Below are 18,782 nucleotides of genomic sequence, written 5' to 3'. Positions count from 1 at the left end.
CCGCGAAGGGAGTTCCTGACATGAACAGTCCGAAGAGAGGCTCGTTGACCTTGCTGGCCGGCGCGATGCTGCTGGCCAGCTCGGCGGCCTTCGCCACTGCGGAGCCGGTAGCGCCCGCGCAGAAAGGGCAGCCGGCGACCATTGCCAAGGGGCTGCAACAGGCCAAGACCTACACCGTCAACAGCGCGCCGACCGAGCCGCTGGAACTGGCTGCGCCGAAACTGCCGGACACCTCCGGCTACACCGCCGAAGCCATCGCCGCGAAAGTCGTGCGCACCAAGGCCGGCAAAATCAGCGTGCGCCGGATGATGCAGGAGAACGCCCTGAAGGACTTCATCGGCGGCGATAACAAGATGGCCGAGTGGGTGGTGCGTCAGCACGGCATCCCACAGGCGATCTTCGTCGACGACGGCTACATGAACCTCAAGGATCTGGCCAAGAAACTGCCCAAGCAGTACTTCAGCGAAACCTCGCCGGGTGTGTTCCTGGCGAAGTTGCCGATCGTGGTAGGTGAGAAAGGCATCCTGGAAATCGACAAGCAGACCCAGGAACTGCGCCTGTCCCAAGAGTCCGGTTCGTTCCTGGTCAACGACGGCCAGCTGTTTGTGCGTGATACCAAAATCACTGGCTGGAGCGAGAAGGCAAACGCCCCGGCGGCCTTCAAGTCGCCGAAGGAATTCCGTCCGTTCCTGCTGTCCTGGGGCGGCACCCAGACCTACATCGCCAACAGCAAGATCGCCAGTTTCGGCTACGCCAACAGTAAGTCTTACGGCGTGAGTATTTCCCAGTACACGCCGAACATGGCCAAGGTGCTCAAGCGTCCTGAACCGACCGGCTGGATCGTCGGCTCCGAGTTCTCGGACATGTGGTACGGCTTCTACTGCTACGAGACCCGCGACTTCGTGGTCAAGGGCAACACTTACAAAGACAACATCGTCTACGGCATTGACCCGCATGACCGTTCCCACGGACTGATCATCGCGGACAACACCGTATTCGGGACCAAGAAGAAGCACGGGATCATTATTTCCCGTGAGGTCAACGACAGTTTCATCTTCAACAACCGCAGCTACGACAACAAGTTGTCAGGCATGGTGATTGACCGTAACAGCGTGAACAACGTCATCGCCTACAACGAGATCTACAAGAACCACACCGACGGCATCACCCTCTACGAGAGTGCTGACAACCTGCTGTGGGGCAACAAGGTGATCAGCAATCGCCGCCACGGCATCCGTATTCGTAACAGCGTGAACATCCGTCTCTACGAAAACCTCGCCATGGCCAACGGCCTGACGGGCGTCTACGGCCACATCAAAGACCTGAGCGACACCGACCGGGACATCAAGCTCGACCCGTTCGACGCCCAGGTGTCGCTGATCATCGTCGGTGGCGAACTGGCCGGCAACGGCAGCGGACCGCTGTCCATCGACTCGCCGCTGAGCGTCGAGTTGTATCGCGTGTCCATGCTCGCCCCGACCAAATCCAGCGGCATCAGCTTCAACGGGATTCTTGGCGAGCGCCAGGATGAAATTCTCGACTTGCTGGTGCGCCAGCAGAAAGCCGTGCTGATCGACCCTGTCGAACGCCAGACCGAAATGCAGGACTGAGGATAATTTTATGCACCCACACTTGATCAAATTACTCAGCCTGTCGGCCCTGACCGCCGGCATTCTCGCGGCCAGCGCCGGCGTCCGTGCCGATGAAGCTGCCAGTAAAGTAAGTCCGCCGAGCTTCAGCGCCGAACCGTGCTGCAACCTGTGCCCCGAAGCCCATGACGCGAAGAACTACACCACGCGTTATCAGCAGAACTTCACCACGCTGGTGCAGGCTCAGGGCGACTGGCTGTTCCGGACCCAGGAAGACTTGCGCACCGAATTCGACACCACCCCCGCCGGCTACAAACGCATGAAAGAGCTGCACGATGCGTTCAAGAGCAAAGGCGTGGAACTGGTCATCGTTTACCAGCCCACCCGTGGTCTGGTGAACCGCAACAAACTGAATCCGGAAGAAAAAGCCAAATACGATTTCGACAAGGCGCTGAAGAACTACAAGACCATGCTCGGCCGTTTCGCCGCCATGGGCTACGTGGTTCCGGACCTGTCGCCGCTGACCAACGAATCGCTGCCCGACACCCTGCCGGCCCACGACTTCTACTTCCGCGGCGACCAACACTGGACGCCGTATGGCGCCCAGCGCACGGCGAAAATCGTCGCCGAGAAAATCAAGCAACTGCCTGAGTTCGCTGACATTCCCAAGCGCGAATTCGAGAGCCATAAGTCGGGTCGCATGGGCAAGACCGGAACATTACACAACATGGCCGGTCAACTCTGTGGCACCAGCTACGCGATCCAGTACATGGATCAGTTCACCACCGAGCCCAAGGGCGAAGCGGCCGACGGCGACCTGTTCAGTGACTCCGGCAATCCCGAGATCACCCTGGTCGGCACCAGCCACAGTGGCAAGAACTACAACTTCGCCGGTTTCCTCGAAGAGGCCATCGGCGCCGACATCCTCAACGTGGCGTTCCCCGGCGGTGGCCTGGAAGGTTCGATGCTGCAGTACCTGGGCAGCGAAGAGTTCCAGACCAAGCCGCCGAAGATTCTGATCTGGGAATTCTCGCCGCTCTATCGCCTCGACCAGGAAACCATCTACCGCCAGATGATGGCGCTGCTGGACAACGGTTGCGAAGGAAAGGATGCACAGATGACCGGCAGCACCACGTTGAAACCGGGCAAGAACGAATTAATGGTCAACAGCAAGAACCTGAACCTGCAAAACGGCAGTCACCAGGTCGACATCCGCTTCGCCGATCCATCGGTGAAAACTTTGCAAGCCACCCTCTGGTACATGAACGGTCGCCACGAGGACATCAAAATCGAAAAACCGGAAACTTCCGACACCGACGGGCGCTTTGCCTTTGAGTTGCGCACGGACGAAGACTGGGCCACGCAGAATCTGCTGGCCGTCGAAATCCAGGGCCCTGAAGCAGGTGCCACGCCACAGAAAGTCGAAGCGAAAATCTGCAAACGCAATGTATTCCCTGGCGCTGGGCAGCGTACCGCTCAAGCCGGGCAATGAGGCAACCTCTTATGACATGCATGCAAACCCGAACTTTGAAAAAGTTACTCGCGCCCTCCCTGCTGACGTTGGCGATGTTCGCCGGCGCCACCCAGGCCGCCGCGCCACTGCGCCCGCCACAGGGTTACTTCGCGCCGATTGAAAAAGTCAAAACCGGCGACAAGAGCGAAGGCTGTGATGCAATGCCGACGCCGTACACCGGCTCACTGCAATTTCGCAGCAAGTATGAAGGCTCCGACAAGGCCCGTTCGACCCTGAACGAGGCCTCGGAAAAAGCCTTCCGCGACACCACCGCCGACATCACCAAGATGGAGCGCGGCACCAGCAAGCGCGTGATGCAGTACATGCGTGACGGTCGTCCGGAACAACTGGAATGCACCCTGAATTGGTTGACCGCCTGGGCCAAGTCCGATGCGTTGATGTCCAAGGACTTCAACCACACCGGCAAGTCCATGCGCAAATGGGCATTGGGCAGCATGGCGTCGGCTTACATTCGCCTGAAGTTCTCCGATTCGCAACCGCTGGCCAACCATCAGCAAGAGTCGCAGTTGATCGAAGCCTGGTTCAGCAAAATGGCGGATCAGGTGGTCAGCGATTGGGACAACCTGCCGCTGGAAAAAACCAACAACCACTCGTACTGGTCCGCCTGGTCGGTGATGGCAACGTCCATCGCCACCAACCGTCGCGACCTGTTCGACTGGGCAGTGAAGGAATACAAAGTCGGCGCCAATCAGATTGACGCCCAGGGCTTCCTGCCCAACGAACTCAAGCGCCAGCAACGCGCCCTCGCCTACCACAACTACGCCCTGCCGCCGCTCGCGATGATCGCCAGTTTCGCTCAGGTCAACGGTGTGGACTTGCGTCAGGAAAACAACGGCGCGCTGAAACGCCTGGGTGACCGGGTGTTGTCGGGGATTAAAGACCCGGACGAGTTCGAGAAAAAGAACGGCAAGGAACAGGACATGACCGACCTCAAGGTCGACTCGAAATTCGCCTGGCTCGAACCGTTCTGCACGCTCTACACCTGCTCGCCGGATGTGCTCGAGAAAAAACACGAGATGCAGCCGTTCAAGACCTTCCGCCTCGGGGGTGACCTGACCAAGGTCTACGACCCGGCCAACGAGAAAGGCAAAAAAGGCTCCTAGAGCCAAACGCAAAACCCCTGTGGGAGCGAGCCTGCTCGCGAATGCGGCCTGACATTCACTAAAGATGTCGACTGATACACCGCTTTCGCGAGCAGGCTCGCTCCCACAATGAAGTGATGTTGCCCTCTGGATTTTGATGGGGGGTTTGGGGGGGCCGTTGGCCCTTGACTGTTGGTTAAACATGGAGAGACCGGGATGGTATTTTCATCCAACGTGTTCCTGTTTTTGTTCCTGCCGATCTTTCTCGGCATGTACTACTTGAGCGGAATACGCTATCGCAACCTGCTGCTGCTGCTCGCCAGCTACGTGTTCTATGCCTGGTGGCGTGTGGACTTCCTTGCGCTGTTCGCGGCCGTCACGTTGTGGAACTACTGGATCGGCCTCAAAGTCGGTGCCGCAGGCGTTCGGACCAAACCGGCACAACGCTGGTTGCTGCTGGGCGTGGCCGTCGACCTGTGTATCCTCGGCTACTTCAAGTACGCCAACTTCGGCGTCGACAGCATCAACGCGATGATGACGTCGGTCGGTCTGTCGCCGTTCATCCTGACCCACGTGCTGTTGCCGATCGGGATCTCGTTCTACATCTTCGAGTCCATCAGCTACATCATCGACGTCTATCGGGGAGACACCCCGGCGACCCGCAACCTGATCGACTTTGCCGCATTCGTGGCGATCTTCCCGCACTTGATCGCCGGCCCGGTGTTGCGTTTTCGCGACCTCGCCGACCAGTTCAACAACCGCACCCACACCCTCGACAAGTTCTCCGAAGGTGCCACGCGGTTCATGCAGGGTTTCATCAAAAAGGTCTTTATCGCCGACACCCTCGCGGTGGTGGCCGACCATTGCTTTGCCTTGCAGAACCCGACCACGGGCGACGCCTGGCTGGGCGCCCTCGCCTACACCGCGCAGTTGTATTTCGACTTCTCCGGCTACAGCGACATGGCCATCGGCCTGGGCTTGATGATGGGTTTCCGCTTCATGGAAAACTTCAAGCAGCCGTACATCAGCCAGTCGATCACCGAGTTCTGGCGTCGCTGGCACATCAGCCTGTCGACCTGGTTGCGTGACTATCTGTACATCACCCTCGGCGGTAACCGTAAAGGCACGCTGATGACCTATCGCAACCTGTTCCTGACCATGCTGCTCGGTGGTCTGTGGCACGGCGCGAACATCACCTACATCATCTGGGGTGCGTGGCACGGCATGTGGCTGGCGATCGAAAAGGCCCTGGGCCTGAACACCTCGCCACGCAGCATCAACCCGATCCGCTGGGCCCTGACTTTCCTGCTCGTGGTCATGGGCTGGGTGATCTTCCGTTCGGAAAACCTGCACGTCGCCGGTCGCATGTACGGCGCGATGTTCAGCTTCGGCGAATGGTCGTTGTCGGAACTCAACGCGGCCAGCCTCACCGGCCTGCAAGTGGCGACCCTGGTGGTGGCTTACATGACCCTGGCGTTCTTCGGCATCCGCGATTTCTACAGCAACCTGCCGCCTGAGAAGACCAAGCCTGTGGTCAACGTCGAGGCCGACGGCCCGGCCGCTGCCACGCCTGGAATGATCAAAGCCGTACCGGGCGACAACCCGACCAGCATCCACGAGCCTGGCTACACCGTTGGCGTTGAAGCCACCGTGCAACCGGCCTACTGGACCGCGGACTGGTCCCGCTACGTGATGCGCACGCTGGTACTGGTGCTGTTCATCGCCTCGATTTTCAAACTCTCGGCGCAAAGCTTCTCGCCGTTCCTTTACTTCCAGTTCTGAGGGATCTGACCATGACCCGCTCATTACGTATCTTCTACATCGCCCTGTTCATGGTGACCCTGCTGGTGCTGGGCCTGTGGTCGACGCGCAGCTTCTTCGGCTTCAGCACCAACGCCGATGCGACGGTGCTCAATGGCCGCTGGGCCAAGGCTGTGGAAACGCACTACGACGAGGAGTTCCCGATCAAGCGCCTGGGCACCAACCTTTGGGCCGCGCTGGATTTCAAACTGTTCAACGAAGGTCGTCCGGGCGTTGTGCTCGGCCGCGATCAATGGCTGTACAGCGATGAAGAATTCAACCCGATCGTCAACGAAGAGTTGAACCTGCAAGGCAACTACGCGCTCGTAGAAGGCGTACGCCAGGAACTCAAGGCCAAAGGCGTGAAACTGGTGATGGCGATTGTGCCGGCCAAAACTCGCCTGTACCCGGAACACCTGGGCGCAGTGAAACCTTCGAGCATTCACGCCAACCTCTATGAAGACTTCCACGCTCGCGTGGCAGCCAACAAGATCATCGCGCCTGACCTGTTCGGCCCGATGCTCAAAGCCAAGCTGGACGGCGAGCAAGTGTTCCTGCGCACCGACACCCACTGGACCCCGGAAGGCGCACAAATCGCCGCCGAGACCCTGGCCAAGACCATTGCCGAGAAAACCCCGCTCAGCGGCGAGCCGCAACGCTTCGTCACCGAACCTGCGGAGAAGGTCACGCACAAGGGCGACCTGCGGTTGTTCCTGCCGCTGGACCCGCTGTTCGAAAACCTGATGCCGAAGACCGAGCCGTTGCAAAAGCGCAACACCGTGGTCGCGCAAGACCAGCCTGCCGGTGATGACGCGCTGTTCGCCAACACCGAAGTGCCGGTGGCCCTGATCGGCACCAGCTACAGCGCCAACCCTAACTGGAACTTCGTCGGGGCGCTGAAACAAGCGCTGAACAGCGACGTGGTCAATTACGCCGAAGACGGCCACGGCCCGATTCTGCCGATGCTCAGCTACCTGAAAAGTGATGCTTTCAAGAACAGCCCGCCACAGGTGCTGATCTGGGAGTTCCCTGAACGTTATCTGCCTGTGAACAACGAAATAGGCGACGCCGACCCGCAGTGGGTCGCAGAGCTCAAAGAAGCCGGCGCCCGCCAACAAAACGTAGCCGCAAACACTAAATCCGAGACGCCCGACCGGGCGCAAAACTGAAAGAGAGAGGTACTACCATGACTTTCACTACTACTCCTCGCCGTCTCGCCAAGACCTTCGCACTTGTTGCTGGCATGAGCGTGTTGTCGATGTCCGCCTTTGCTGGTGACGCTGCACTCTACGGCCCGACTGCACCGAAAGGTTCGAGCTTCGTCCGTGTCTACAACGCCGGTAACGCTGAAGTCAGCGCCACCGTCGGCAGCACCAACCTGGCCGAAGTCGCGCCGCTGTCCAGCACCGACTTCAGCTTCATGCCGGGCGGCGACTACAGCGCCAAGGTCGGCAGCCAGACCCTGCCGGTGAAACTGGCCGGTGATCACTATTACACCCTGGTCAACAACGCCAGCGGCGCGCCGCAACTGATCGAAGAGCCGCCGTTCAAGAACAAGCAGAAATCCCTGGTTCGCGTGCAGAACCTCAGCGACAAGGCCCTGACCCTGAAAACCGCTGATGGCAAGACCGAAGTGGTGCCTTCCGTAGCGGCCAAGGGCCGTGGCGAACGTGAAATCAACCCGGTCAAAGTCAGCCTGGCCCTGTACGACGGCGCGACCAAAGTCGGCGACGTGAAACCGGTTGCCCTGGAACGCGGTGAAGCCGCCGTGCTGTACGTCACCGGTAAAGGCAGCAGCCTGTCGCCAGTCTGGGTAAAACGCCCGGTTTCGACGCGCTAAACATTTTGCCTGACTGACGCTGTTCCCTTGTGGGATCGAGCCTGCTCGCGATAGCGGTCTGACATTCAACATTGATGTCGACTGATACGCCGCCTTCGCGAGCAGGCTCGCTCCCACATTGAACCGCAGTGCCAGTCGGGACACGGAATAAGAACAAGAGTGAAACGACAGAACGCAGTAGCTCTGACCCATACGATTTTCAAGGAGTAACAACATGATTCCGGTGATCTTGTCAGGTGGTAGCGGCTCACGTCTTTGGCCGCTTTCGCGTAAGCAATTCCCTAAACAGTTCCTCGCCCTGACCGGCGAACACACGCTGTTCCAGCAAACCCTGGAACGCCTGGTGTTTGAAGGCATGGACACCCCGATCGTGGTCTGCAACAAAGACCACCGCTTCATCGTCAACGAGCAGCTGAGCAACCGTAAACTGGAAACCCAGCGCATCCTGATGGAACCGTTCGGCCGCAACACGGCGCCGGCCGTGGCCCTGACCGCGATGATGCTGGTCAATGAAGGTCGCGACGAGTTGATGCTGGTGCTGCCGGCCGACCACGTGCTGGACGACCAGAAAGCCTTGCAACGTGCGCTGGCCCTGGCCACCGTCGCTGCCGAAAACGGCGAAATGGTGCTGTTCGGCGTTCCGGCCACCAAACCGGAAACCGGCTACGGCTATATCAAATCGACCGCTGACTCCCTGCTGCCCGAAGGCGTCAGCCGCGTCTCGCACTTCGTCGAAAAACCGGACGTCAAGCGCGCCACCGAGTTCGTCCAGTCCGGCGGTTACTTCTGGAACAGCGGCATGTTCCTGTTCCGTGCCAGCCGCTTCCTGGAAGAGCTGAAAAAACACGATCCAGACATCTACGACACCTGCCTGCTGACGCTTGAACGCAGCGAACAGGATGCCGACACCGTCACCATCGACGAAGCGACTTTCGCCTGCTGCCCGGACAATTCCATCGATTACTCGGTCATGGAAAAAACCCAGCGCGCCTGCGTCGTACCGCTGACCGCCGGCTGGAGCGATGTCGGTTGCTGGTCGTCGCTGTGGGAAGTGAACGAAAAAGACGCCAACGGTAACGTCACCAAAGGCGACGTGGTCATTCAGGACAGCAAGAACTGCATGATCCACGGCAACGGCAAACTGGTGTCGGTGATCGGCCTGGAAAACATCGTGGTCGTCGAAACCAAGGACGCCATGATGATCGCCCACAAGGACAAGGTCCAAGGCGTGAAACAGATGGTCAACACCCTCAACGAGCAGGGCCGCAGCGAGACCCAGAACCACTGCGAAGTCTATCGTCCGTGGGGCTCCTATGACTCGGTGGACATGGGCGGCCGTTTCCAGGTCAAGCACATCTCGGTCAAGCCGGGCGCGTGCCTGTCCCTGCAAATGCACCATCACCGCGCCGAACACTGGATCGTGGTCAGCGGCACGGCGGAAGTGACCTGCGACGAAAACGTGTTCCTGCTCTGCGAGAACCAGTCAACCTACATCCCGATCGCCTCGGTTCACCGCCTGCGCAACCCGGGCAAGATTCCACTCGAGATCATCGAAGTGCAATCGGGCAGCTACCTGGGTGAAGACGATATCGAGCGGTTCGAAGATATCTACGGTCGCTCCACCCCGATCGAACGCGGCGTGTCGGTGAAAACCATCGCGCAGTAAGCGTTCAGTAAAACAAAAGCCCCCGTCCAGTCCGCTGCGTTTTCCCTATCCGCAGCGGGTTGGTCGGGGGCTTTTTTGTTCGTTCCCACGCTCTGCGTGGGAGTTCAGCCCGGGATGCTCCGCGTCCCATTGGAACGCGCAATGTCCATTCCCTCAGCCCTTCGGTAGGATGGTGGCCATGAGTTCAAGGAGCGTTCAAACATGTTCATCGGCGTTTTGCTGGTTATTACCTGGCTGATCCTGTTGCTACGCTACCCGGCCAAGGCCTTGCCCGTCTCGGTAGCGGCCGCCATCGGCCTGGGTCTGGTGGCCACGTGGGTGATCTGGATGGACAACCGCGAGGTCAAGCAACTGGCGCGCCTGGAGTTGCGCATCACCTACGCGCCGGAACACTGCCCGGCAGACCGGCCGTTGAAACTGACCATGAACAACGGCAACGACGTGCCGCTGACCGAGTTGCGCTGGCGTGTCGCCGCGTATGCGCCGGGCGATACGGTCAATCTGGCCGACAATCAATACACCGCCCCGCGCTATCGCGGCCCCGGCGAACTGCAAGCCGGCGCCACCTGGGAAGACTGCTTGCCCCTGCCGCCGCTGCGCCCTGGCTATCGCCCGCAAACCCTGGAGTTTCGCGCCGAGCGTTTGCAGGGTAGTTTCTCCGACTGATCCCCCTACTTCTTTTTGCACAAGGACCGCGCCATGCCCGTTGCGTTGATTACCGGTTGCTCCAGCGGCATCGGCCGCGCCCTCGCCGATGTGTTCAAAGGGGCCGGATACGAAGTCTGGGCCAGCGCCCGCAAGGCTGAAGATGTGGCCGCGTTGGCCGCCGCCGGATTCACGGCCGTACAGCTGGACGTCAACGACGGCGCGGCGCTGGAACAGTTGAGCGAGCGGATCAACCAGCAACATGGCGGCCTCGATGTGCTGATCAACAACGCCGGCTATGGCGCCATGGGGCCGCTGCTCGACGGCGGTGTGCCGGCGATGCAGCGCCAATTCGAAACCAATGTGTTCGCGATTGTTGGCGTGACCCGCGCGCTGTTCCCGGTGTTGCGTCGGGCCAAAGGGATCGTGGTAAACATCGGCAGCGTTTCCGGGGTGTTGGTCACACCGTTTGCCGGCGCGTATTGCGCCTCGAAAGCCGCTGTCCATGCCTTGAGCGATGCATTGCGCATGGAGTTGGCGCCGTTCGGTGTGCGCGTGATGGAAGTACAGCCGGGCGCCATCGAATCCAGCTTCGCCAAGAATGCCGGGCATGAGGCGGAGCAGTTGATCACCGAGCAATCGCCGTGGTTTCCCTTGCGCGAAGGTATTCGTGCGCGGGCCAAGGCCTCTCAGGATAAACCGACCCCGGCCAAGGAGTTTGCCGGTGGTTTGCTCAAGGCTGTGCAGCAGCGCAAACCTCCGCGCCTGATTCGTCTGGGCAACGGCAGCCGGGCGTTGCCGTTGTTGGCGGGGTTGCTGCCTAAAGGGTTGCTGGAGGCGGGGTTGATGAAGCGGTTCGGGCTGAAGGGGCAACTGTAGGACTGCGTTATCGTTTTTCGCGGGCAAGCCTCGCTCCTACAGGCTCGCGTCGTTCGCAATATTTGCCCAGGCTTGCCCGCGAAGACGTCAGACCAGACGCTGCAAAAACTCAGGAAACAACCATGACCGACTACACCGACTACTTCGACGAAGTCATCCAGGCCCACGTCGCCATCGAACAATGGCTGGCCGAAGAGCGAGACGACTCGGCACTTGAACAACTGCTGAGCCGGTTTTCACCACAGTTTTCCATGATCTCGCCCCTCGGCCGGGTGCTGGATTTCGAAGCGTTGAGCGAGTTGTTCTTGCTGGCCGGCGGGAAGAAGCTTGGCTTCAGGATCGAGCTCAGCGAGTTGCGAGGTATTGCACTGTACGACGGTGGCGCGGTGGTGGGTTATCGCGAGCAGCAGACCGATGCGACGGGCCTGCACTCGGATCGCCGCTCGACAGTAGTGTTTGAGAAACAGGCCGGTGGCAAGGTGGTTTGGCGACATTTGCATGAGACGTTTTGCAAGGGCTGAGCCTTTGTCTTATGCCTGACGGACCGAGTCAGTTAACCACGACCGTGCACGTAATCCCCGCCGCCAAAAGAACACCTTCCGGCACTTCATCAATGTGAATCCGCACCGGCACTCGCTGCGCCAGGCGCACCCAGTTGAACGTCGGGTTCACATCCGCAATCAGCTCGCGGCTCTCCGGGTTGTCCCGGTCGTAGATGCCACGGGAGATGCTTTCCACATGCCCCTTCAACACCTCGCCGCTCATCAACTGCATGTCGGCCTTGTCGCCCACCCGCACATGCGGCAGTTTGGTTTCTTCGAAGAAGCCATACACCCAGAATGAGTTCATATCGACCACAGCCATTTTCGCTTCGCCGATGCGCGCGTAGTCACCGCGATGCACGTTGAGGTTGGTGACATAGCCGTCCACCGCGGCACGGACCTCGGTGCGTTTGAGGTTCAGTTCAGCCGCTTCCAGTTGTGCCTGGGCATGCTGGTAATCGGCCAGGGCCGAGTCGGCGATGTTGCTGGCGTCGTCGCGGTTTTCCTTCGAGATCACCAAGGCGTCCATGTCGGCGCGGCGATGGGCGTTGACCTTGCGCATCTCCCACGTCGACTTGCGCGAGGCCACCAGGGCCTGCGCCTGTTTGACCGCGATGCGGTAGTGCTCGGGGTCGATGCGCATCAGCAGATCGCCCTTCTTCACTTGCTGGTTGTCGCGCACCGGCACGTCCACCACTTCCCCGGTGACGTCGGCGGCGACGTTGATAATGTCGGCGCGCACCCGGCCGTCGCGGGTCCACGGCGTGTCCATGTAATGCACCCAAAGGGTCCGGCCGATCCATATCGCGAGGGCCAGTACCAGCAACGTGGCGAGCAGGCTGAAAAGCTTTTTCATCAGGGCCTTCTTCAGAAATAGAGAGTCAACGGTAGACCGTCAGCGCCAGAGCGCCGAACAGACAGGTAAACAGGCTCAGGCGCAGCAGCGCCGGGTGCCAGAAGAAGCGGTACAGATCGAACCCGGACAGGAACCGGTCCAGCGCCCAGGCCAGCGCCGCGGCGATGAAAAACATCAGCGTCATGGTGGGCATGTACACGCCGTGGAAGGCGATTTCACGAGGCATGTTCAAGTCCTTGGGGCCGGGTCCCGGCGTAGGCGGCGAGCGGTGATTGCGGGTCCAGCAGCGAGGTGCGGATGAAGTGCAAATAGCTCTTCACCCGCCGCAACGCGGAGGTGTCGAAGTGCGGTGCGAACGGTTCGTCGGTGGCTTGCACGCGGCTGATGGCATGGTCGACCGCGATCAGGCCGCGTTCCAGATTGCTCGGGCTCGGTTGCAGAAATAGCCGCACCAGCGAGCGCCCCATCACGCGGATCGCCTGGCGCCACGGCTGGGATTCGGCGTAGGCCGGATGCACCGGCAGAATCGCCTGTTCCTTGCGCAACTCGATGATCGCGTGGCCGACTTCCAGCACCACGAACATCCAGCGCAGCAAGTCCCGTTGCACCTGCGGCTGACCCACCGCGAGGCCGTAAGCCTGATGCAGCAAGTCCCGGGTCCGGCTTTCGAAACTCGAAGCCAGGCCCTTGAGCTTGCCGCTGATCGCATACACCACTTGCCCACGCAAATCCTGCTCGAGCCGGCGCCACAACCAGCGGCTGTTCGGCGGCAGAATGATCGCCCCGGCCGCCGCGCACACCAGCATGCCGAGCACCATGGCGATGTAGTCGTTGATGAACGCGTAAGGGTTGTAGACGGTGAGGTTGTCCGGCACCGAACCGGTGCTGAAGAAGATCAGCAAGCCGAGGCCGACACCGGCGTATTGCGGCCGCGACGTGAGGAACGAACCGAGCACGATCACCGGCGCGAGCATCACGCACAGCAAGGGAAAACCGTCGATCCACGGGAAGATGAAAAACATCTCGACGAAGCCGATCAGTGCCCCGAGGAATGTGCCGCAGGCCATCTGGAACGCCATGCGTTTCGGGTTCGGTGTCGCCGCGGACAGGCCGACGGTGGCCGCAGCGATCAGCGTCATGGTCGCCCCGCTCGGCCACGCCGTCGCCACCCAATAACTGCCCAGCACCACCAGAATGAACGCCGCCCGTATCCCCGACGCCGCCGAGGCCATCCAGTTGGTTTGCGGGGTGAATGGCTCGTCCCATTGCTCGCGCGCATGGCTGTGATCGGCCAGTGAAGCGTGGGTCTGTGCATAACTGTGCAACTCGTCGACGAAGCGATAGAGCAGTTCGTAGGCGGTATGAAAATCGAGCTGCTCGGCGTCGCTCGGACCACTTTCCTGAAAGGTCGCCCGCAGGCTGCGAACCCGCGCCGGCAGGTTTTCCTTGTACGTCGCCAAGGCGCTGGCCAGGCGTGCGGCATCGGGGCTGGTCAAGGCGCGACCGCTGAAGCCATCGAGCAATTCCGCAAGATCCTGCAGCCCCGGTTTGATCGCCGCCACCACGTGATCAGCGCCGCTGCTGCGCAAGCGTTCGAGCAATTGGTGCAAGGCGTTGAAGCGCGTAGTGATGCCCATGAATTCGCTGTTCAAGCGACTCAGTCGTCCGTTGCGTCGACGCATGTGCGGGTCTTCGAACACGGTGACGCTGCGCAGCCCTTCCAGCCCGACGGCCTCGGCAATAAAGCGCACGTTACTGGCTTCGAAAGCCTCGGGTTTGCTGCGACCGCGCAAGCCATCGGTGACGAACAACGCGAACACACCAAAGCGCTGATACAAGGCGTTGCGCATCGCCGCGCTGGCGGTTTGCGGCAGGATCGCGGCGCTGACCACGGTGGCGCAAAGAATCCCCAGCGAGATCTCCAACACCCGCCAGACCGCGGCCATGAACGCGCCGTCCGGGTGGGCCAACGCGGGCAAACCGACCATCGCGGCGGTGTACCCGGCGAGCACGAAACCGTAGGCGCGAAAATTGCGATAACGCGCCGCACCGGCCGAGCAGAGGCCGACCCAGATCGCCAGCGAGCCGAGGAACAGTTCGGTGTTCTGGGCGAACAAGGCAATCAACGCGACCATCACCGCTGACCCGGCCAGCGTGCCGAGAAAGCGGTAAAAACTCTTGGCGAACACTTGGCCGCTTTGCGGTTGCATGACGATGAACACGGTGATCATCGCCGTGCGCGGTTGCGGCAACTCCAGGCGCATCGCCAGCCACAGGGTGAGGAACGCGGCGAACAGCACTTTGAAAATGTAGACCCAGGTCACGCCGTCGCTGCGTGCCCAGTCGAAGAAACCCCGGCGCCATTCAAGGGAATACAGCCAGCGCAGAGGTGCGGGCGAGGGAGTCATGAGTATCCTGGAAGCACGTGAGGCAAAAGAGATTCTGTGGCGAGCGAGCTTGCTCGCGCCGGGCTGCGTAGCGGCCCCAATATTCGGGCAGCCACCTCACATGTTGTGAGTGCTGCGCACTCAAGCGGGAGCAAGCTCCCTCGCCACAAATGCGGATGTACCTGGAACATCGTGTTCAATTCGAGAGGCTCTTTAAAAGGGCCGGGGTTTTCGGTGCCTGGGTCTGGCTGTCCTTCGGCACATCATTTCCTGCACCCAGCCCGCCACCCAGCGCTGTCACCAATTCGGCGTGGGCACTCAGGCGTGCGGCCTGAACCTGCTGCTGGACCTGCTGCTGCTTGAACAACAAGGTTTGGGCATTGAGCACGTTGAGGTAGTCGGTGAGCCCGCGCTGCCAGGCGACCATCGCGATGTCATAAGTCTTCTGCGCAGCGGCCACCGACTCGGCGGCGAAGGTTTGCTGCTTGTCCATGGACTCGCGGCGGATCAACTGGTCGGAGATGTTTTTCAGCGCGTTGACCAGCGTCTGGTTGTACTTGGCCACGGCGATGTCATACCCGGCCGAGGCTTCGCCCAGCTCCGAACGCAAGCGCCCGCCGTCGAAGATCGGCAACGAGATCGCCGGGCCGACGCTGTAGTTGAGTTTCTTGCCGGTCAAAAACTCCATCGCCCCACCGCCAGTGGCCATGTAGCCGAGGCTGCCGACCAGATCGACGTTGGGGTAGAAACCGGCGTGGGCGACATCGATGCCCCGCGCCTGGGCCGCCACTTGCCAGCGGCTGGCGACCACGTCCGGACGTTGACCGAGCAATTGCGCGGGCAATGACGACGGCAGTTTCAGCGGCGCGGCCAACGACAGCGTGGGCCGTTGCAACTGCGCGCCCTCGCCTGGACCTTTCCCCGCCAGAGCGGCCAGTTGGTTACGGCTCAGGGCGATTTCCTCGTCCAGCGCGTCGATCTGGCGATGGGTTTCCGGCAGCGGCGTTTCAGCCTGACTGACATCGAAATGGGTGCCGATGCCGCCGTTCAGACGTTTTTGCGCCAGATCGAGAATTTGCTGCTGCTGTTTCAGGGTCGCCTCGACAATGTCCCGCTGCGCGTAGTGCAGCGACAGTTCGATGTAGGCGCGCACGATATTGTTCTGCAATTCGAGTTGGGCCAGACGCGCTTCGGCGGCCGTCATGTGCGCCATGTCCACGGCGCGCTCGGTGGCGTTGCTTTCGCGGCCCCAAAGGTCGAGGGCGTAGCTGAAACCCAGTGCAGCGTTGTTGTCCCAGGTGGTCGTGTTGGCCAACTCGCCCGGCCCGTAAAACTGATCGGTCGGCCAGTTGTGGCGCTTGAGGGTGGATTCGCCATTGATCTGCAACGACTCGGCAGACTCGGCGATGCCGGCCATGGACCTGGCCTGTCGCACCCGCGCGGCGGCCATGGCCATGGTCGGGCTTCCTTGTACGGCGAGGTCGATCCAGCGGTTCAATTGCGGGTCGCCATAGGCCTGCCACCATTGCGCGGCGGGCCAGTGAGCGTCCTGCGCGGCGCTCTGGATGGCGTCGTCGGTGGCCAGTGAATTGGCCTCCAGTGCCTTGCCCTGCGGGGCAATTCCTCCGGTTCCGATGCAGCCGCCGAGGGTCAGGGATAAAGCCAGAACACTGAGCGTCTGAAGCGCTCTGTTGATGCGACGCGGCACTGCTGCGATTTCCTGAGAGAAGGGGCGTACGAAGTCCTGTAGGAGCGAGGCTTGCCCGCGAAGGCGGCGTATCAGTCGACATCGTTGGTGACTGTCACGCCGCCTTCGCGGGCAAGCCTCGCTCCTACAATGACCGGCGCAATTCTAGGGGGCGGTCTGTACGGCGATAAGCTGGGAATCCTGTGAATCTTTGTTACCGTTAACGCGATAATCCCTTGGTCGGGGTCTCAGACTCTGAAACCTTGTGTCACAATTTGCCATCGCACCCGAGAGCACCCCATGGACACTTTGCAAAACATGCGCGCCTTCAGTTACGTGGCCGAGGCCGGCAGCTTCACCGCCGCCGCCGTGCAACTGGACACCACCACGGCCAACGTCTCGCGCGCGGTCTCCAACCTGGAAGCCCACCTGCAAACCCGCCTGCTCAACCGCACCACCCGTCGCATCGCCCTGACCGAGGCCGGCAAACGCTATCTATTGCGTTGTGAGCAGATCCTGGCCTACGTCGAAGAGGCTGAAGCCGAGGCCAGCGACGCCCACGCGCGCCCGGCCGGGCAGCTCAAAGTGCACACCATGACCGGCATCGGTCAGCACTTCGTGATCGACGCCATCGCCCGTTATCGCAAGACCCACCCCGACGTGACCTTCGACCTGACCATGGCCAACCGCGTGCCGGACCTGCTCGACGAGGGCTACGACGTGTCCATCGTGCTCGCCAGCGAACTGCCGGACTCAGGGTTCGTCTCCCAGCGCCTGGGCATCACCTACAGCATCGTCTGCGCCTCGCCGGCGTATGTGAAAGCCAACGGCTGCGCGCACAAGCCCAGCGACTTGCTTAACCACGCGTGCCTGCGCCTGGTGAGCCCGGTGATCCCGCTGGAGAAATGGACTTTTGACGGCCCGGAAGGCCAGGAAATGGTCACCATCAACAGCTCGCCGTTCCTGGTGAACTCGGCTGACGCGATGAAAACCGCAATCATCAGCGGCATGGGCGTCGGCGTGTTGCCGGTGTACGCGGCGATTGAAGGCCTGCGCAACGGCACACTGGTGCGGGTGATGCCGAACTACCGCTCGCAAGAACTGAACCTTTATGCGATCTACCCGTCGCGCCAGTACCTGGACGCGAAGATCAAGACCTGGGTCGAGTACTTGCGCGGGTCGTTGCCGGAGATATTGGCGGCGCATCAGGCGGAATTGGTGGCGTATGAATTGAGTGGGAGTCTGGGTGGGGCTCGGGTGGCGAACTGATTTCACGGTCCTACAGACGCAGTGATTTTGGGGAATGTTTCCGACGGGTTCTGTCGGTTGTTGGGTCAGACGGGAAATGGGTAGGCTTTGTGGGTCGCTGCAAAATCAGCGGCCAGGTCTGGAAAACCTGGCGAACACTTACCAAACCCCATGGCATACTGCGGCGCTTTTTTCTGCACGCAAATCCTTGTTATGGCGGCTGTGCGCGGGAGACCTTCGGGTCTACCGGGTTTTGGTGGGTGTCCCGGTTTTTCCAGTCCGCGCATGGCTGCCACCCTTTCGTCTGGAAAACGAAAGATGGCAGTTCCACTTCATCTGCCAATGAGTAACTTCCGCATGATCAAAGAAACACCGAACCCTCCGGAAACCGACGACGTTTCCCCCTACGAATCCCTCGATTCCAAAAAACTCAACGAAGCCGCCGAACGCGCGTTGGATCACTACCTCAACCCCGCCGCCCTCAAATCCCCAGCCATCCGCAAACCCAGCACCATGTTTGTGATCGCACCGGACATCAAAGACGAAGACCTGCTGGCCCACACCTGCGAGTCATTGGCCCAGGCCAGCGTGATGGCGAGCGACTTCGCGGACCATCTGGAAGGCCCGTACCGGCACAAGGCGATGGCCATTCAACAGATCGTCATGCTGGCCGAACTGGCCGCAAACCGGATGCTCGATAACGTCGCCGTACCCAACCCTGCGCCACATAGCTGATCCTCCGGTGTGAACTGTTTCCCTGTGGGAGCGAGCCTGCTCGCGAAAGCGGTGAGTCAGACGACTTCAATGTCGAATGTTAAACAGCCTTCGCGAGCAGGCTCGCTCCCACATTGGATTGGTGTGTACCTGCAAAAGAGATTGGCCGGCTGTCAGGCCGCCTTCGCGGGCAAGCCTCGCTCCTACAAGAATTCGGCGTACAGCTTTTGATTCTCACCACTCATCAGGCCGAGCGTTAGCTCGCCTGCAGCTCTTGATCTTGATCCACCCGCCCCTTCGGGAGGCTGAGTGG

At 60.7% G+C, this 18,782-nt stretch carries 16 protein-coding genes; 12 read left to right on the top strand and 4 right to left on the bottom strand.

The genetic code is table 11. From position 1 onward, the window contains the following. Positions 1 to 20: 20 nt before the first annotated feature. The 10 genes from algG to FHL16_RS11280 all read left to right on the top strand — a co-directional run bounded on the left by algG (position 21) and on the right by FHL16_RS11280 (position 11,556). Entirely contained in the window at positions 21 to 1,610 is a 1,590-nt protein-coding gene (gene algG, locus FHL16_RS11330) for a mannuronan 5-epimerase AlgG (RefSeq protein WP_077748264.1), read from the top strand. Between the two features lie 10 nt (positions 1,611 to 1,620). Beyond that, the gene (locus tag FHL16_RS11325; protein WP_077748263.1) at positions 1,621 to 3,081 is read left to right on the top strand and encodes an alginate O-acetyltransferase; all 1,461 of its coding nucleotides are present in this window, start codon (positions 1,621 to 1,623) and stop codon (positions 3,079 to 3,081) included. 11 nt (positions 3,082 to 3,092) lie between these two features. After that, entirely contained in the window at positions 3,093 to 4,226 is a 1,134-nt protein-coding gene (locus FHL16_RS11320; RefSeq protein ID WP_077748262.1) for a mannuronate-specific alginate lyase, read from the top strand. A 195-nt stretch (positions 4,227 to 4,421) separates the two neighbouring features. Beyond that, positions 4,422 to 5,987, top strand: a complete 1,566-nt coding sequence (locus tag FHL16_RS11310; protein WP_077748261.1) for an MBOAT family O-acyltransferase — start codon at positions 4,422 to 4,424, stop codon at positions 5,985 to 5,987. Between the two features lie 11 nt (positions 5,988 to 5,998). Next, positions 5,999 to 7,174 (top strand): alginate O-acetyltransferase, encoded by a 1,176-nt coding sequence (locus FHL16_RS11305; protein WP_010463127.1) that lies wholly within the window; start codon positions 5,999 to 6,001, stop codon positions 7,172 to 7,174. Between the two features lie 17 nt (positions 7,175 to 7,191). Next, complete coding sequence (locus FHL16_RS11300) at positions 7,192 to 7,845, top strand: alginate O-acetyltransferase AlgF (RefSeq protein ID WP_042932354.1); 654 nt, start codon at positions 7,192 to 7,194, stop codon at positions 7,843 to 7,845. A gap of 214 nt (positions 7,846 to 8,059) precedes the next feature. Further along, positions 8,060 to 9,511, top strand: coding sequence for a mannose-1-phosphate guanylyltransferase/mannose-6-phosphate isomerase (locus tag FHL16_RS11295; RefSeq protein ID WP_010463132.1), 1,452 nt, complete (start codon positions 8,060 to 8,062; stop codon positions 9,509 to 9,511). A 201-nt stretch (positions 9,512 to 9,712) separates the two neighbouring features. Beyond that, positions 9,713 to 10,177: a hypothetical protein gene (locus tag FHL16_RS11290; RefSeq protein WP_010463133.1), complete on the top strand. Its 465-nt coding sequence runs from the start codon at positions 9,713 to 9,715 to the stop codon at positions 10,175 to 10,177. Positions 10,178 to 10,210: 33 nt separating this feature from the next. Then, positions 10,211 to 11,035 (top strand): SDR family oxidoreductase, encoded by an 825-nt coding sequence (locus FHL16_RS11285; RefSeq protein WP_077748260.1) that lies wholly within the window; start codon positions 10,211 to 10,213, stop codon positions 11,033 to 11,035. A gap of 122 nt (positions 11,036 to 11,157) precedes the next feature. Further along, positions 11,158 to 11,556, top strand: a complete 399-nt coding sequence (locus FHL16_RS11280) for a hypothetical protein (protein ID WP_010463136.1) — start codon at positions 11,158 to 11,160, stop codon at positions 11,554 to 11,556. A gap of 28 nt (positions 11,557 to 11,584) precedes the next feature. On the opposite strand, the gene FHL16_RS11275 is transcribed toward FHL16_RS11280, so the two are convergent. The 4 genes from FHL16_RS11275 to FHL16_RS11255 form a co-directional block, all read right to left on the bottom strand. Beyond that, entirely contained in the window at positions 11,585 to 12,433 is an 849-nt protein-coding gene (locus FHL16_RS11275) for an efflux RND transporter periplasmic adaptor subunit (protein ID WP_010463139.1), read from the bottom strand. 25 nt (positions 12,434 to 12,458) lie between these two features. After that, positions 12,459 to 12,659: a DUF1656 domain-containing protein gene (locus FHL16_RS11270; protein ID WP_007896379.1), complete on the bottom strand. Its 201-nt coding sequence runs from the start codon at positions 12,657 to 12,659 to the stop codon at positions 12,459 to 12,461. Continuing rightward, entirely contained in the window at positions 12,649 to 14,841 is a 2,193-nt protein-coding gene (locus FHL16_RS11265; RefSeq protein WP_010463144.1) for an FUSC family protein, read from the bottom strand. Before FHL16_RS11265 ends, FHL16_RS11270 begins: the two co-directional genes overlap by 11 nt. A 175-nt stretch (positions 14,842 to 15,016) precedes the next feature. Then, positions 15,017 to 16,528 (bottom strand): efflux transporter outer membrane subunit, encoded by a 1,512-nt coding sequence (locus FHL16_RS11255; RefSeq protein WP_077748259.1) that lies wholly within the window; start codon positions 16,526 to 16,528, stop codon positions 15,017 to 15,019. Positions 16,529 to 16,807: 279 nt separating this feature from the next. Between FHL16_RS11255 and FHL16_RS11250 the strand changes: the two genes are divergently transcribed. After that, positions 16,808 to 17,776 (top strand): LysR family transcriptional regulator, encoded by a 969-nt coding sequence (locus FHL16_RS11250; protein WP_077748258.1) that lies wholly within the window; start codon positions 16,808 to 16,810, stop codon positions 17,774 to 17,776. A gap of 336 nt (positions 17,777 to 18,112) precedes the next feature. Next, complete coding sequence (locus FHL16_RS11245) at positions 18,113 to 18,490, top strand: DUF6124 family protein (RefSeq protein ID WP_077748257.1); 378 nt, start codon at positions 18,113 to 18,115, stop codon at positions 18,488 to 18,490. Positions 18,491 to 18,782: the final 292 nt, after the last annotated feature.

Source organism: Pseudomonas sp. FSL W5-0299 (genome assembly GCF_005930655.1).
Taxonomy (GTDB): Bacteria; Pseudomonadota; Gammaproteobacteria; order Pseudomonadales; family Pseudomonadaceae; genus Aquipseudomonas; species Aquipseudomonas mandelii.
The sequence above is the reverse complement of the archived record's forward strand: the minus strand, read 5'-3'. Positions and strand labels throughout refer to the sequence as shown.

Excerpts from the sequence above, each read along its gene's own strand:
- FHL16_RS11245 (WP_077748257.1), top strand. The coding sequence starts at position 18,113 with ATGATCAAAGAAACACCGAACCCTCCGGAAACCGACGACGTTTCCCCC.
- FHL16_RS11295 (WP_010463132.1), top strand. The coding sequence starts at position 8,060 with ATGATTCCGGTGATCTTGTCAGGTGGTAGCGGCTCACGTCTTTGGCCG.
- FHL16_RS11280 (WP_010463136.1), top strand. The coding sequence starts at position 11,158 with ATGACCGACTACACCGACTACTTCGACGAAGTCATCCAGGCCCACGTC.
- FHL16_RS11265 (WP_010463144.1), bottom strand. The coding sequence starts at position 14,841 with ATGACTCCCTCGCCCGCACCTCTGCGCTGGCTGTATTCCCTTGAATGG.
- FHL16_RS11310 (WP_077748261.1), top strand. The coding sequence starts at position 4,422 with ATGGTATTTTCATCCAACGTGTTCCTGTTTTTGTTCCTGCCGATCTTT.
- FHL16_RS11275 (WP_010463139.1), bottom strand. The coding sequence starts at position 12,433 with ATGAAAAAGCTTTTCAGCCTGCTCGCCACGTTGCTGGTACTGGCCCTC.
- FHL16_RS11270 (WP_007896379.1), bottom strand. The coding sequence starts at position 12,659 with ATGCCTCGTGAAATCGCCTTCCACGGCGTGTACATGCCCACCATGACG.
- FHL16_RS11285 (WP_077748260.1), top strand. The coding sequence starts at position 10,211 with ATGCCCGTTGCGTTGATTACCGGTTGCTCCAGCGGCATCGGCCGCGCC.
- FHL16_RS11305 (WP_010463127.1), top strand. The coding sequence starts at position 5,999 with ATGACCCGCTCATTACGTATCTTCTACATCGCCCTGTTCATGGTGACC.
- FHL16_RS11325 (WP_077748263.1), top strand. The coding sequence starts at position 1,621 with ATGCACCCACACTTGATCAAATTACTCAGCCTGTCGGCCCTGACCGCC.
- FHL16_RS11320 (WP_077748262.1), top strand. The coding sequence starts at position 3,093 with ATGACATGCATGCAAACCCGAACTTTGAAAAAGTTACTCGCGCCCTCC.
- FHL16_RS11300 (WP_042932354.1), top strand. The coding sequence starts at position 7,192 with ATGACTTTCACTACTACTCCTCGCCGTCTCGCCAAGACCTTCGCACTT.
- FHL16_RS11290 (WP_010463133.1), top strand. The coding sequence starts at position 9,713 with ATGTTCATCGGCGTTTTGCTGGTTATTACCTGGCTGATCCTGTTGCTA.
- algG (WP_077748264.1), top strand. The coding sequence starts at position 21 with ATGAACAGTCCGAAGAGAGGCTCGTTGACCTTGCTGGCCGGCGCGATG.
- FHL16_RS11250 (WP_077748258.1), top strand. The coding sequence starts at position 16,808 with ATGGACACTTTGCAAAACATGCGCGCCTTCAGTTACGTGGCCGAGGCC.